Origin of the sequence: Streptomyces sp. NPDC052701 (assembly GCF_040678355.1) — a bacterium.
GTDB lineage: Bacteria > Actinomycetota > Actinomycetes > Streptomycetales > Streptomycetaceae > Streptomyces.
Window position 1 is genome coordinate 1 of sequence record NZ_JBFATO010000001.1, and the last position, 13,496, is coordinate 13,496.

General features: G+C 73.9%; 12 protein-coding genes and 1 pseudogene. 6 read left to right on the forward strand and 7 right to left on the reverse strand.

The features are described 5' to 3' along the window. Nucleotides 1-655: 655 nt before the first annotated feature. A complete protein-coding gene (locus AB0L29_RS00005; RefSeq protein WP_365821590.1) occupies nt 656-829 on the forward strand; it encodes a hypothetical protein in 174 nt (57 codons plus the stop codon). A 61-nt stretch (nt 830-890) separates the two neighbouring features. After that, a complete protein-coding gene (locus AB0L29_RS00010) occupies nt 891-1,373 on the forward strand; it encodes a GNAT family N-acetyltransferase (protein WP_365821592.1) in 483 nt (160 codons plus the stop codon). Between the two features lie 33 nt (nt 1,374-1,406). Here AB0L29_RS00010 and AB0L29_RS00015 read toward each other — a convergent pair whose 3' ends face one another. Together AB0L29_RS00015 and AB0L29_RS00020 are read right to left on the reverse strand one after the other, a co-directional pair. After that, nucleotides 1,407-1,811: a VOC family protein gene (locus tag AB0L29_RS00015; RefSeq protein WP_365821594.1), complete on the reverse strand. Its 405-nt coding sequence runs from the start codon at nt 1,809-1,811 to the stop codon at nt 1,407-1,409. A gap of 182 nt (nt 1,812-1,993) precedes the next feature. Further along, nucleotides 1,994-2,131: pseudogene (locus tag AB0L29_RS00020) on the reverse strand (amidase); the annotation flags it as partial. A 359-nt stretch (nt 2,132-2,490) separates the two neighbouring features. Here AB0L29_RS00020 and AB0L29_RS00025 point away from each other — a divergent pair. Together AB0L29_RS00025 and AB0L29_RS00030 are read left to right on the forward strand one after the other, a co-directional pair. Then, the gene (locus tag AB0L29_RS00025) at nt 2,491-3,144 is read left to right on the forward strand and encodes a maleylpyruvate isomerase N-terminal domain-containing protein (RefSeq protein WP_365821596.1); all 654 of its coding nucleotides are present in this window, start codon (nt 2,491-2,493) and stop codon (nt 3,142-3,144) included. Between the two features lie 153 nt (nt 3,145-3,297). Continuing rightward, a complete protein-coding gene (locus AB0L29_RS00030; RefSeq protein WP_365821598.1) occupies nt 3,298-4,284 on the forward strand; it encodes an aldo/keto reductase in 987 nt (328 codons plus the stop codon). Between the two features lie 109 nt (nt 4,285-4,393). On the opposite strand, the gene AB0L29_RS00035 is transcribed toward AB0L29_RS00030, so the two are convergent. Next, a complete protein-coding gene (locus AB0L29_RS00035; protein WP_365821600.1) occupies nt 4,394-5,815 on the reverse strand; it encodes a lipase maturation factor family protein in 1,422 nt (473 codons plus the stop codon). Nucleotides 5,816-6,350: 535 nt separating this feature from the next. Here AB0L29_RS00035 and AB0L29_RS00040 point away from each other — a divergent pair. Further along, a complete protein-coding gene (locus AB0L29_RS00040) occupies nt 6,351-8,438 on the forward strand; it encodes a SpoIIE family protein phosphatase (protein ID WP_365821602.1) in 2,088 nt (695 codons plus the stop codon). A gap of 174 nt (nt 8,439-8,612) precedes the next feature. Here the strand turns inward: AB0L29_RS00040 and AB0L29_RS00045 are convergent, their stop codons facing one another. The 3 genes from AB0L29_RS00045 to AB0L29_RS00055 all read right to left on the reverse strand — a co-directional run bounded on the left by AB0L29_RS00045 (nt 8,613) and on the right by AB0L29_RS00055 (nt 10,625). Continuing rightward, nucleotides 8,613-9,266 (reverse strand): zf-HC2 domain-containing protein, encoded by a 654-nt coding sequence (locus tag AB0L29_RS00045; RefSeq protein ID WP_365821604.1) that lies wholly within the window; start codon nt 9,264-9,266, stop codon nt 8,613-8,615. Between the two features lie 158 nt (nt 9,267-9,424). Then, nucleotides 9,425-9,937, reverse strand: a complete 513-nt coding sequence (locus AB0L29_RS00050; RefSeq protein WP_365821606.1) for a hypothetical protein — start codon at nt 9,935-9,937, stop codon at nt 9,425-9,427. A 142-nt stretch (nt 9,938-10,079) separates the two neighbouring features. Beyond that, nucleotides 10,080-10,625, reverse strand: a complete 546-nt coding sequence (locus tag AB0L29_RS00055) for a sigma-70 family RNA polymerase sigma factor (RefSeq protein WP_365821608.1) — start codon at nt 10,623-10,625, stop codon at nt 10,080-10,082. 212 nt (nt 10,626-10,837) lie between these two features. Between AB0L29_RS00055 and AB0L29_RS00060 the strand changes: the two genes are divergently transcribed. Further along, a complete protein-coding gene (locus AB0L29_RS00060) occupies nt 10,838-11,992 on the forward strand; it encodes a CapA family protein (protein WP_365821610.1) in 1,155 nt (384 codons plus the stop codon). Between the two features lie 72 nt (nt 11,993-12,064). On the opposite strand, the gene AB0L29_RS00065 is transcribed toward AB0L29_RS00060, so the two are convergent. Next, nucleotides 12,065-13,477 carry an amino acid permease gene (locus AB0L29_RS00065; RefSeq protein ID WP_365821612.1) on the reverse strand — a complete coding sequence of 471 codons (1,413 nt, stop codon included), beginning with the start codon at nt 13,475-13,477 and terminating at the stop codon, nt 12,065-12,067. Nucleotides 13,478-13,496: the final 19 nt, after the last annotated feature.

Genomic DNA, 13,496 nt, shown 5'->3' on the forward strand with positions numbered 1-13,496 from the left:
TCAAACACCTCGTGAAGATCATCGAGCACGACGAGCGGGGCGGACGGCAGACTCTGCACCGCCGGACCGGGGCGGCCGTCCGGCGGGCCGGGGTGACTGTCCGCCGGACCGAGGTGGCCGTCCGGCGGGCCGCACCGCCCCGGCCGCCCGGCGCTCCTCGCGGCGGGACGGCCGCGGCACGGTGGCGCGGCCGTGCGCGGGGCGAGCCCGCGCCCCGGCCGGCGGCGTGTGAACCGCGCGGCGCCCTCGAGGGCTGCCGTGTCCGGCGGGACGCCGTCCCGCTTCCGCGAACGGCCCCCGGCCCAGGGGCGCTGGGCCGAACGGGCTACGCAAAACGGTCGTCAGGTGACGAACAGTCGTCTGTCCCGACGGGCGAACCACGGAGTGACACACGATCGTTACGCCTTGTTTTCGACCCCATCGAGCGGACCCCCGCTCATTTGGTTAGTCTGGAGCGGACGGACGGCACACGGGGTCCCACCCACACCCACGGTCCGTCATGGGACGAGCCGGTTCACAGCGGCCTGATCTCACGTGAGTTGCCGGCGCCACCGCGTCCGAACCGTCTTTTGACCCAGACTCGAGCGGACGTCAGGCGCCCGGCCGGACAACCGGGCCTCCGTCCCTAGGGTGACCGACACATAAGGAGTGCGCGGTGACACCGGAGAAGACCAATCGCGATCAGCGCCCCAAGGAAGGCACGGAGCGCGTGGGCCGAAGGCCCGGGGAACTCGGCAGCCTCGACGTGTGGGCCAGGTCGGCGCCCATCCGTCTGGCGGGCTACGAGGAGGACCTCGCCGAGCCCCACATCCTGCCCAGCGTGGACTGACGCCCTCCCGCACCCGGTCCACCGCGATCGCCGACGGCGTGGGCGTGCCAGACTCGCACCCATGCTGATCAGGGAAGCAACGGCGGACGACTGGCCGCGTATCTGGCCCATCTGGCACCGCGTCGTCGCCGCGGGCGAGACCTACACCTGGGACCCGGGCACCTCCGAGGAGGACGCCCGGGCCCTGTGGATGCATCCGGCCAAGCGCGTGTACGTCGTCGAGGACGAGGGCGGAGCCGTCGTCGCCTCCGCCTACCTCACCCCCAACTACGGCGGTCCCGCCGCGAAGATCGCCAACGCGGGCTTCATGGTCCACCCCGGCCACGCCGGCCGCGGCATCGGCCGCGCCCTCGGCGAGCACGTCCTGGACGAGGCCCGGGCCGCCGGATACCGGGGGATGGTCTTCAACGCCGTCGTGGAGACCAACCCGGCCGTGAAGCTGTGGACCTCCCTCGGCTTCACGATCCTCGGCACCGTTCCGGACGCGTACGAGCACCCCCGGCACGGGCGGGTGGGGCTGCACGTCATGTACCGGGCGCTGTGACCGGACCGTGCGGCGACGCGGGGCCGGACCGGATCAGGGTCGGGCGTAGGGCCGGGTCATGATCTCCATGTTGTGGCCGTCCGGGTCGTCGAAGTAGGCGCCGCGACCGCCGAAGAGACGGTTGATCCGGCCGGGTTCGGTGTGGTGGGGGTCGGCGTAGTAGGTGACCCCCACCGCGTCCAGGCGGGCGATCATCGTGTCGAACTGCTCGTCGGGCACCAGGAACGCGTAGTGCTGCGGCTGGATCGGCTCGTCCCGCATCTCGTAGAAGTCGAGCGTCACGCCGTTGCCCAGGTCGACGGGGAGGAAGGGGCCGAACGGCGCGCCGGGCACCAGGCCCAGGATCGTGGCGAGGAAATCGGCCGACAGCTGGCGGTCGGTGGCGTGGACGACGGTGTGGTTCAGCTGGACGGCGGTGGACTGCTGTGTCCGGGGCATGGGGAATTCGTCTCCGGGTCTGGTCAAGCGTCGGAAAGCTCCGAACGGGGGCGCTCGGAGGGGAGGACGGCGAAGGACACGGAGGACGGCGGCGGGCCCCTGGCCCGCCTCGAGGTCACGCCGAGGCCGGGCGCCTCACTCGTGCATGGCCCACGGCCGACCCGGCAGTCATGTGTTCGACTCTAGTCCGTCGGTGCCGTCCGCCGCCACGGGCTGCGCTGCTCCAACCGACCCGCCGGATACAGCAGTTCCGCCTCCGTCCCCGGCCGGCCCGCGAGCCGTACGGGGCAGGGCCCGCCGGAGGGCAGGCCGCCGCGCGGCTCCTCGGCCGCGGTGGGCGCACCGGCGGATCCGCAGGAGGACCGTGCCCGGCGGAACGGCCCCGCGTCGAGATCCCCGACCGCGCGGCGGCCGTGGCCGGGGATCTCGACGCGGGCCCCGGCGTGGGTACCGGTCGGAGAAGGCCGCCGCGGCGTCCCTCGAGGCCGGCCGCCGCGGGCCGGACGTGCGGCCCTCGCCGCCGGCGCAGCAGGTCGCGGCGACCGGCAGCAGCCCGGCGGCGGCACCGGCGACGCCCCGAAGCCGCGTACGGTCCCTCGTCCCTCCAGCCGGGTCCCGGGGAGGCACGGGACGGCACGCACGCTTGTCCGCCGTTGCGGTCCGGCATTACCGTGCCGCGGTGGATCTCTTCTCACACTCGTGGACAGCGCTGCGCGCGACGGTCGCCGGCCTCCGGGACGAGGACTTCGAGCGGCCGTCCGGCTGTACCGGCTGGCTCGTGCGGGACCTGGTGTGCCACCTGGTCCTCGACGCCCAGGACGTCCTGATCACCCTGGCCACGCCCGCCGACGCCGAGCCGACCGTGGACGCGGTCACCTACTGGCACCTCGTCGCACCCCCGACCGGCCAGGACCCGCTCGACGCGCTGATCCCCCGGCTGGCCGCCGCGTACGGCGAGCCGTGGCTGCTCAAGTTCCACCTGGACGACGTCGGTTCCGCCGCGGGCCGCGCCGCCGGACTCGCCGATCCCGCCGCCCGGGTCGGCACCCGCGACGAGGTGCTGACCGCCGGCGACTACCTGCGCGCGTACGTGCTCGAATGGACCCTGCACCACCTCGACCTGGTCGCGCACCTGCCGTCGGCCCCCCGGCCGCCCGCCGAGACCCTGGCCGCGGCCCGCGCGGCGCTGGAGAAGATCGCCGGGACCGCGTTCCCCGCCGCGTTCTCCGACACGGACGCACTGCTGACCGGCACCGGACGCCGTACCCCGACCGACGCGCAGAAGGCCGTGCTGGGCGATGTCGCCGCGAAGCTGCCGTTCGTCCTCGGCTGAGCGGTCCGGCGCGGACGGTCCCGGCGGGCGACGCGGGCCGGGTGACCCCGCCCGCACCACCTCCCCGGGCCGGCTCGGCCACGACGACGAGCTCGCCCGGCTCGCCTCCCGGGCGGTGGCCCAGGGCCCGCGGACGCGTCCGGCGGTGGCCCGGTGAACCGGCTCGGCCGCAGCGGCGTCGAGGTCAGCGCCCTGGCCTTCGGCGCGGCCGGGATCGGCAACCTGTACAGCGAGGTCGGCGAGGAACAGGCGTACGCGGCCGTCGACGCCGCCTGGCAGCGGGGCGTGCGCACCTTCGACACCGCCCCGCACTACGGCCTCGGCCTGTCCGAGCGCCGCCTGGGCGCGGCCCTGCGCGAGCGCCCCCGCGCCGCGTACACGATCTCCACCAAGGTGGGCCGGCGGCTGGAACCGCGGGACGGCGCGGGCGACGACCTCGCCCACGGCTTCGCGGTGCCCGCCACGCACCGCCGCGTGTGGGACTTCAGCGCCGACGGCGTACGCCGCAGCCTGGAGGCCAGCCTGGAACGGCTCGGGCTCGACCGGGCCGACGTCGTCTACCTCCACGACCCCGACGACCACGCCGAACAGGCCTTCCGGGAGGGCTACCCGGCCCTGGAGAGGCTGCGCTCCGAGGGGGTGGTCGGTGCGATCGGAGCCGGCATGAACCAGGCGGAGATGCTCACCCGCTTCGTCCGCGACACCGACGTCGACGTGGTGCTGTGCGCCGGCCGCTACACGCTGCTCGACCAGAGCGCGCTCGCCGAACTGCTGCCCGCCGCCCACGAACGCGGCACCTCGGTCGTCGTCGGCGGCGTCTTCAACTCCGGCCTGCTGGCCGACCCGAGGCCCGGAGCGACGTACGACTACGCCACCGCCCCCGCCGCGCTGCTCGAGCGGGCCCTGCGTCTGAAGGAGAGCGCCGAGCGCCACGGCACCACCCTGCGCGCCGCCGCCCTGGCCTTCGGCGCCGCCCACCCGGCCGTCGCGAGCGTCCTCGTCGGCGCCCGATCGGCCCGCGAAGTGCACGACTGCGCCGACCAGTTCGAGGCACGCGTGCCCGCCGCCCTCTGGCGGGAGCTGCGGGAGACCGGCCTGCTGCCCGCCGACGCCCCCGTGCCCGGGGAAGGGGCCGCGTGACCGTCGCCGCCCCGCACCACCACGTGCGGGACCCGGCCGCACCGTCCTCGCCCAGACCGTCACCGTGCCCGGGGAGCCCCCGGAACCGCCGGCCCTGGCCGCCCCGCGTCTACGACCTGTGAGCCGCGCCCGCCAGCCGGGTCGGCGGCAGGTACTCCCGTACATACGTGCGCTCCCAGCACGCGCCGGTCTCCCGCCACTCGCGCCAGGTCGTGTAGCGGTAGCGGAACAGGCGGGCGCGGACGTGGCGCGGGGGCTCGTCCGGCGGGAACGGCGAGCGGCGCAGCAGCTTCAGCGTGTCGCGGTCGTTCTCCAGCAGCCGCTCCACCAGCGCGCCGAACCACGGATCGGCGTACGCGGGGGAGAGGGCCGCGAACCACATCAGCCAGTCCAGCCGCAGGTGGTAGGGGGCGTACTGGCGCGGCCAGCGGCGGGGGTCGCCGGGCTTGCCCTTGAACTCGTACTCCCGCCACTCCGAGTCCTCGCGCGGCACCTCGTCCGCGGTGCCCTCGACGACCACCTCGTACCGGACCCGGCTGACGCTGCCGAACGCGCCGTAGGTGTTGACCAGGTGGAGCGGGTCGAAGGAGCGGTTCATCACCTGGCGGCGGGAGAGCATGTTGCGGACGGGCCGGTGGCTCAGGCCCACGAGCAGCGCGGCGACCGCGAGGACCACCACCACGTACCACAGCGGCGCGCCGGGAGCGTCCGGAGGATCGGCCGGGAACCGCACCGCCGGGACGGCCAGCACGATGGTGATCCAGTTCAGCCAGGAGAAGTTGCCCGACAGCACCAGCCACAGCTGGGTGACGATCATCAGCGAGGCGGCGGCCGTGGCGACGGGCTGCGGGGCGAACAGCAGGAACGGCACCACGAGTTGGGTGACGTGGTTGGCGGCCGCCTCGACGCGGTGCAGGGGTTTGGGCAGATGGTGGAAGAACCAGCTCAGCGGGCCCGGCATCGGCTGGGTCTCGTGGTGGTGGTCCAGGCACGTCAGCTTCCGCCAGCACTCGTCGCCGCGCATCTTGATCAGCCCCGCGCCGAACTCGACGCGGAACAGGATCCACCGCAGCAGGAACAGCACGACCAGGGGCGGGGCCACCTCGTCGTTGCCGAGGAGGACGGCGAGGAAGCCGGCCTCCAGCAGCAGGGACTCCCAGCCGAACGAGTACCAGGTCTGCCCGACGTTGACGATCGACAGGTACAGCACCCACGGCACCAGCCACAGCAGCATGCCGCCCCACAGGGGCAGCAGCGAGTCCGCCCCCGCCGCCAGCGCCGCCGACACCGCGCACCCCGTCCAGGCGCAGGCCGCGAAGAAACGGTCGGAGTAGTGCAGCTGGAACAGGCTCGGCGCCCGCTTGAACGGCACCCGCTCGACGAACCGGGGCACCGGCAGCATGCCGCGCTCCCCGATCAGCGCCCGGAACTGCAGCGCCGCCGTCAGGAACGCGACCAGGTACAGCACGGCCAGGCCCCGCTGGAAGACCAGCCGGGTCAGCCAGTAGTCGGGCGCGGCGAACCAGTCCACGGTCTGGCGCTCCTCCCTCCTGCGTCGTGCCGGACCCCGCCGTCGCGCCCCGCCGGTCGCCACCGCGGTTGCGCGACCCGGGCGGGCGAAGCGGACGGGGGCGGCGGATCGCCCGGGGCGAGGCGGGAGGACGGGGTGCGGACACCCGCCGCACCGCCGTCGCGCTCCCGGTGCCGGCGGCGCGGACTTCGCAGGAGGACTCCCTCCAGCCGGTCGCGCCCCGGGGGCCGGACCCCTTCACGGACTCCACGGCCACCTCCCCGGCTACCCCGTCCCCCGTCTCCCGAACGTCGCCGTCCCCCGCGCGGACCGCGCCGCCGGTGCCAGGGCCCGCCCCCTCGCCCGGCACCACCGGTGAGGCCGGCCCCGAGCGCGTGCCGGGCGGCTCCGGCGCGTCCGGCGGCGGACGGACTTCCGGTGCCCCGGCCACCGAGCGCATCTTCGGCGGCCCCATCGGCGTCCTCCACGGGTGAGGGGCGGCTCACACCGCCGCCCAGCAGTCGAAGAATCAAACGAATCCTGGCAAGGTGGGCGCATGGCTGATCGGGGAGCGAGAGCCCCGTCTCTCCCGGACGACTGGCCCGCCCACCCGGATCCGGTCCTGGCGCTCAACCGCATGGGCCGCTTCGACTGGGACCTGGACTCCGGCCTGATGCGGATGGACGCCCAGGCCCACGAGGTCTTCGAGCTGCGGCCCGACGAGTACGACGGCCACCCCGAGACCCTGGCCGGACGCGTCCCGCCGGGCGAGGCCCGGCGGCTGGACGCCGTGGTCGCCCGGGCACTGAAGGACGGCAGCGAGAACTACGGCGCCTACTTCCGCATGCGCCGCCGCGAGGGCACCCTGCGCTGGACCCACACCCAGGGCTACATCAGCCGCGACGAGACCGGCCGGCCCCGCCGCATCATCGGCATCGTCCGGGACGCCACCCAGGAGCTCGGCGAGAGCGCGGTCCGCCACGAGCAGGCCGTACGGGACGAGCTCCGCCGGCAGCAGACCGACGTCGTCGAGCTGGCCACGGCCGCCCTGGCCCACGCCCGCACGGTCGACGACGTCATCGACGTCCTCAAGGACATCCACGGCTTCACCCTCCTGGGCGCCACCAGCCTCGTGATGGGACTGGTCGAGGCCGGCCGCATCCGGCTGGTCGCCGAGGGCCCCAGCGGCAGCTTCGTCCCCGGCACCCGCGTCACCGGGATCGACGAGCCCTACCCGATGAGCGAGGTCGTACGGACCCTCCGGCCGCGCTTCATCGAGTCCCCGCAGGAGTTCGCGGAGCGCTACCCGCTCCTGTGGCCGCACATCACCGGCCTGAACATCGGCTCCGCCGCCTACATGCCGCTGATCGCCCAGGCCAGGCCCATCGGCGCGCTCGGGCTGCTCTACAGCGACCGGCGCGGTTTCTCGCCGGAGGACCGCAACGTCCTGCTCGCCCTCGGCAGCAGCATCGCGCAGAGCCTGCAACGGGCCGTGCTCTACGAACAGGAGAGCGACCTGGCGCAGAGCCTGCAGCAGGCCATGCTGCCGCGCACCATCCCCAGCGTGCCCGGTGCCGACGTCGCCGTCCGCTACCGCTCCGCCACCATGGGCGGCTCCCCCGGCCGGGACATCGGCGGCGACTGGTACGACCTGATCCCGCTGCCCGGCGGCCGGGTCGGCGCCGTCATCGGCGACGTCCAGGGCCACGACACGCACGCCGCCGCCGTCATGGGCCAGCTGCGCATCGTGCTGCGCGCCTACGCCGCCGAGGGCCACTCCCCGGCCACCGTGATGGCCCGTGCCTCCGTCTTCCTCCACGAACTCGACACCGACCGCTTCGCGACCTGCCTGTACGCCGAGGCCGACCTGTCCACCGGAGTGGTCCAGGTGGTCCGGGCCGGGCACATCGACCCGCTGCTGCGGCGGACCGACGGCTCCTGCCGCCGCATCCCCGCCGAGGGCGGGCTGCCGCTCGGCCTGTCCGCCGAGTTCGGGCGCCTCGACTACCCGGTCGGCACCGTCGAGCTCGACCCCGGCACCACCCTGCTGCTGTGCACCGACGGCCTGGTCGAGCAGCCCGGCGCCGACCTCGACGACGGCATGCGGGCCCTCGCCGCGCTGGTCGCGACGGGCCCCGACGACGTCCGGGACCTCGCCGACCGGCTCATCGAGGTGGCCGAGGAGCGCGGCGGCGACGACGACGCGGCCCTGCTCCTGCTGCACCGCCGCATGCCGGACACCCCGCAGTCCGGCGGCCGGCTCCGGCAGTACGTGGCGCCCGGTGACCCCGAGGCCCTCGCCGGGGCCCGGCACATGATCCGCGCCGCGGTCGCCGCCTGGGGCGCCCCGGACCGCGCCGACGACGTCGAACTGGTCGCCGGCGAGCTGATCACCAACGCCCTGATGCACACCGAGGGCTCCGCGGTCGTCACGCTCCGGGTGCCGGCCGGGGCCGAGCGCCGGCTGCGCGTGGAGGTGGAGGACTCATCCAGCGCCCTGCCGCGCCGCCGCGAGGCGGGCGAGTCGGGCGTCTCGGGGCGGGGTCTGCTCCTGGTCGAGCTGCTCGCGGACGTGTGGGGCGTGGAGGCCCGGGGCGGCGGCAAGTGCGTGTGGTCCGAGTTCGCGGTGGCGGAGCCGGGCTGAGTCGAGCCGGGTCGAGCCCGGCTGAGCCGAGCCGGGCGCTCCGACCCCGAGCGGCACTCCCGGGCGTACGCCTGAACCCCGGGACCGAGGCGCTCAGGGCCTTCCCCGCCGAGCGCCTCGCCGGCCACCGGACCGCCCGGGTGGCGCGACACCGCGGAGATCCGTGGAAGGGCCCTAACGCGGCCGGAGCGTCACCAGGTGTTCCCCGTCCTCCGAGCGGACCTCGTAGCGGACGATCTCGTGGAGGTGCAGGGCGGAGCCGCCCATCATGGTGTTGGGGCGGGCGTCGTGGCGGGGCGCGCTCCAGCTCGTCACCGTCTCCTCGGAGCCGTCCCGGCCGACGGCGACCAGATGGCAGGAGCGGGGACCCGCGCCGTCCTTGACCTCCAGCCTCACCTGGCTGCCGTAGGCCTCGTCCTCGGTCGTGACCTGCGCCCACACGCCCGACCGCGCGTCGGTCGCCGCGATCCGCACGGGCCGGGGGCCGCCGTCGCCCGCCATCACCGCGACCCCGGGAGCGGCCACCGCGAACACCACCGAGGCGGCCACGGCGAACAGCAGCCGCCGCCGTCCGGCCCGGCGCCGGGCCGCCACCTCGGACAGCAGCCGGTCCAGCATCCGCGGACCGGGCTTCGCCACCGGGTGCACGAAGCGCGGCGTGGCCCGCCGGTAGAGCATCAACTGGCGTGCGGTGACGCCGAGTTCGGTCACCTCTGCCGCGCACCGCGGGCACTCCATGAGGTGGTCCTCGAAGCGGAAGGCCTCCACCTCGTCCAGCACGCCGAGCGCGTAGGCGCCGACGTCACGATGCCTCTCCAGGGACCTCATGCCGAATCCTCGTGCCGTTGGGTGCGGGTGGGGTGACTCCTTGCTCCCATCGGTACGTACCAGTGGGCCGAATCACTCAAGGCACGCGCAGAATCGCAACCGAAGCATTCGGAGCGCTCGGGCCCGCGGATTGGTCCGGATCCGAAAAAAATTCCGGGCTAGAAGAGATGGATGGCGAGATGCCCGAGCGGCAGCCCGAGCTGCCAGGCCGGCGTCCACACCTTCGGTCCCTCGTCCTCGCCGGTCACCGGGCCGCCGCCCGGCACCGCGTTCAGGTCCGGCGCGAGCAGCTCGGTGTCCTGGAGCCACCGCCACGCCGCCTCGGCCAGCGCCAGGTCCGGCGCGGGCCGGCCGGAGGCCGCCGCGTCCGCGGCGAGCTCCGCCAGCCGCTCGCCCACCCACTCCTGCCACGGCTGGTCGTACGCCGTCAGCGACAGCCAGGTCTCCAGCTGGGTGACGACCCGGATGCCGGAGAGTTCCCCGTCCGTGTCGGAGAGGAAGATCGTCAGCGCCAGGGCATCCCGTCCGGCGCGGAACTCGAAGGACGTGGGCGGCATCAGGTCGCCGCTCCGCAGCAGCTCGTCGGCGATGTACTCGGCGTACAACCACGCCATGGGAACGATCAGTCCACCACCGGTTCCGTCCGTGCCCTCGTGACCTCTGTGCAGCATTCCTTCCCGCCTTCCTCCGGTACCTGCGCGTCACCCGACCCCGGGCCCGGCCCCCTCGTCCGGAACACGGATGAGGACAGCCGATTACTCAACCGGGGTCCGCGGCAAGGCGCTTTACGGAGGCTTGACCCGACCGTCGGTTTCACCCCAGGTCGCAGGCGTATCCCGGCAGGACCCGGCGCAGGGCGCGCAGCGCGTAGTACGCGCGGGACTTCACGGTACCGGGCGGGATCCCGAGGGTTGCCGCAGCTTCCGCCACACTCGCCCCCTGGAAATACACGAGCACCAGGACTTCACGGTGTTCCGGAGTGAGTGTCTTCACAGCCTCGCGGACGTCCAGCGCCGCCGCGGCCCGCTCGGCGTGGTCGGAGATCACCCGCGCGTTCTCCAGCACCGCGTCCCCGACCTCGGCCGGACGTGCCTGCCGGGCCCGCCGCGCGTCGATCGCCAGCCGCCGCCCGACGGTCATCAGCCACGGTCGCACGGAGTCGAAGTCGTCGGCGCGCAGGGCCTCGGGGTGCTGCCAGGCGCGCACCAGGGTCTCCTGGACCAGGTCCTCCGCGCGCTGCCGGTCGCCGTCGCAGAGCCGGAGCAGCAGCGCGAAGAGGGGCCGGCCGTGCTCGCGCTGCAGTGCGGCGAGCTCGTGCTCGGCGGTCGTCCCGTTCATGAGAGTGGTTCCGGCCGTCATGGCCGTATGGCACCGCAGGGCGCGGCTGCGGCACAGGGCGCGCGCACGGGTCTGCGACGGACGGTCGATCGCGTCGGCGAACGGTTCGACGAACGGTCGGCGCGGCCCGTCCGCGGTCATCGGACGGGCTAATGGGCGTGTCGGAACCGCGTGTGACCGAGCAAGGCTTCTTACCTGTTTGTGTGTAAATACGACTACAACGGGGTGAACGGATGATCGCACGCAGTCGACAGGTGGCCCTGGCCCTGACCGTCGTCCTCGCCGCGGGCGCGGCCTGCCAGGCCCGCAACCACCAGCCCTCCGCCCCCGGGCGCCCCGCGCCCTCGGCCCCGGGCACCGGAGGCTTCACCCTGGTCGCCGCCGGCGACGTCCTGCCGCACGCTTCGGTCGTCGACCGGGCGCTCTTCGACGGGGGCGGCGTCGCCCACGACTTCCGTCCGATGCTCTCCGGCGTCCGCTCCGTCGTCTCGGCCGCCGACCTGGCCCTGTGCCACACGGGGACCGTGTACGGCGAGAACGGGGACCACACCGACCACCCCGTCCTCACGTCCCCGCCCGAGATCGCCCCGGCCCTGGCCGAGACCGGCTACGACAGCTGCGCCACCGCCTCCGAGCACACCCTGGACGACGGCGCCGACGGCATCCACCGCACCCTGGACGCCCTCGACCGCGCGGGCGTGCGGCACGCGGGCTCGGCGCGCACCGAGCAGGAGGCGCGCACCGCCACGATCCTGCACGCCGGCCCCGCCGAGGTCGCCCACCTCTCCTACACCCACGCCCCCGACGGCTTCCCGCTCCCGCCCGGCCGGCCCTGGGCCGTCGGCCTCATCGACGAGGCGGCGATCCTCGCGGACGCCAGGGCCGCCCGGCGGGCGGGCGCGGACGTGGTCGTCGTCTCCGTGCACTGGGGCACCGAGTGGCAGGACGCGCCCGACGACCGGCAACTGGCCCTGGCCGCCCGGCTGACCGCCGCCCGCACCGGGGGCCGCCCCGACATCGACCTGATCCTCGGCACCCACGCCCACGTCCCGCAGGCGTACGAGAAGGTCAACGGGACCTGGGTGGTGTACGGCATGGGCAACCAGGCCGCCGGCGTGACGGAGAACCACCAGGGCGTCCAGGACCCCCGCGGCAACCAGTCGACGCTCGGCCGCTTCACCTTCGCCCCGCCCGCCCGGCCGGGCGGGCGCTGGGAGGTGACGAGGGCCGAGTTCGTCCCGCAGTGGTTCGACGTCGACGCCGGCCGGGTGGTGAACCTCAACCAGGCGCTCGCGCAGGGCGCCGACCTGCACGCCGTGCGCGACCGCGTCCGGGACGTGGTGCTCAGCCGCGGTGCGGGCAAGGACGGGCTGGTGATGGGGCAGTAGCGGCGCACGCGGGACGGGGGAGACGTCCGCCCCCCCGGCATCGCGGGGCAGGCGGGAGTGCGACGACAGGCCCTAGCGGCGCGCCAGGACCGACTTCCGGTACGAGTACCCGAAGTAGATCACGAGCCCGAGCGCGAACCACGCGGCGAACCGCAGCCAGGTCTGCCACTGCAGGAACGTGATCAGCCAGATCGAGAAGAGGACGCCCACCGCCGGCACGAACGGCATCCACGGTGTGCGGAAGGTGCGCGGCAGCTCCGGCTGCCGGTACCGCAGCACGATCACCGCCGTGCACACCACCACGAACGCCAGCAGGATGCCGATGTTGGTCAGTTCGGCCGCCTCGCCGATCGGCAGGAACCCGGCGATGGCGGCCGAGGCGAATCCGACGATCCAGGTGACACGCGTGGGGACGTGCCGCGTCGGGTGCGTCTTGGCGAACCAGGTGGGCAGCAGCCCGTCGCGCGACATGGCGAACCAGACCCGGGTGACGCCCAGCATGAAGGTGAACATCACGGTCAGGATGCCGATGATGGCGCCCACCGCGATCACGTTGGCGAGCCCGCCCAGCCCCACCGACTGGAACGCCGTCGAGAAGCCGCTCTCCCTGTCGATGTCCTTGTAGTTCTGCATGCCCGTGAGCACCAGGCACGCCGCCACGTACAGCACCATCGAGATCGCCAGCGAGTACAGGATCGCCTTCGGCATGTGCCGCTGCGCGTCCTTGGACTCCTCGGCCGCCGTCGACATGGCGTCGTAGCCGAACACCGCGAAGAACACCGTCGCCGCGCCGGTGAACGCCCCGCTGACCCCGTAGGGGAAGAACGGGTTGTAGTTCGCCGTGTCGATGTGGAAGACGCCGACCGCGATCACCAGCAGCACCACCAGGACCTTCAGCACCACCACCGCGGTCTCGAAGCGGGCCGCGTTCCTGATGCCGAGGGTCAGCAGGTACGCGATGAGCAGGCACAGCAGCGCGGCGAACAGGTCGACGCGGTGCCCCTCGCCGGTGCCGGGCGCGCCCAGCATCCAGGCCGGCAGGTCCGCGCCCATCTCGTTGACCAGGAAGCCGAAGTACCCGGAGATGCCGATGGCCACCACCGCCACGATCGCCGTGTACTCCAGCAGCAGGTCCCAGCCGATGAACCAGCCCGCGAGCTCGCCGAGCACCGCGTACCCGTACGTGTAGGCCGAGCCCGCCTTCGGGATGAGCCCCGCGAACTCGGCGTACGACAGCGCCGCCGCGGCGCTCGCGACACCCGCGACGAGGAAGGAGACCAGCACCGCGGGCCCCGCCGTGCCGTTGGCCACCGCCCCGGCGAGGGTGAAGATGCCGGCGCCGATGATGCCGCCCACGCCGATCGCGGTGAGCTGCCACAGGCCGAGCGACCGTTCCAGCCGCGTGCCCTCGCCGACTTCCGTCTCCTCGATGTGCTCGATGGGTTTGCGACGGAGAATCCCCTCGCCCATGCGGAGCCCGGCCATGCGCCTCACCTCTTCGCGA

Bases quoted from the DNA above. Each gene is read 5' to 3' on its own strand.
- AB0L29_RS00045 (WP_365821604.1), bottom strand. From the start codon at position 9,266: ATGAGGTCCCTGGAGAGGCATCGTGACGTCGGCGCCTACGCGCTCGGC.
- AB0L29_RS00065 (WP_365821612.1), bottom strand. From the start codon at position 13,477: ATGGCCGGGCTCCGCATGGGCGAGGGGATTCTCCGTCGCAAACCCATC.
- AB0L29_RS00060 (WP_365821610.1), top strand. From the start codon at position 10,838: ATGATCGCACGCAGTCGACAGGTGGCCCTGGCCCTGACCGTCGTCCTC.
- AB0L29_RS00040 (WP_365821602.1), top strand. From the start codon at position 6,351: ATGGCTGATCGGGGAGCGAGAGCCCCGTCTCTCCCGGACGACTGGCCC.
- AB0L29_RS00010 (WP_365821592.1), top strand. From the start codon at position 891: ATGCTGATCAGGGAAGCAACGGCGGACGACTGGCCGCGTATCTGGCCC.
- AB0L29_RS00015 (WP_365821594.1), bottom strand. From the start codon at position 1,811: ATGCCCCGGACACAGCAGTCCACCGCCGTCCAGCTGAACCACACCGTC.
- AB0L29_RS00055 (WP_365821608.1), bottom strand. From the start codon at position 10,625: ATGACGGCCGGAACCACTCTCATGAACGGGACGACCGCCGAGCACGAG.
- AB0L29_RS00050 (WP_365821606.1), bottom strand. From the start codon at position 9,937: ATGCTGCACAGAGGTCACGAGGGCACGGACGGAACCGGTGGTGGACTG.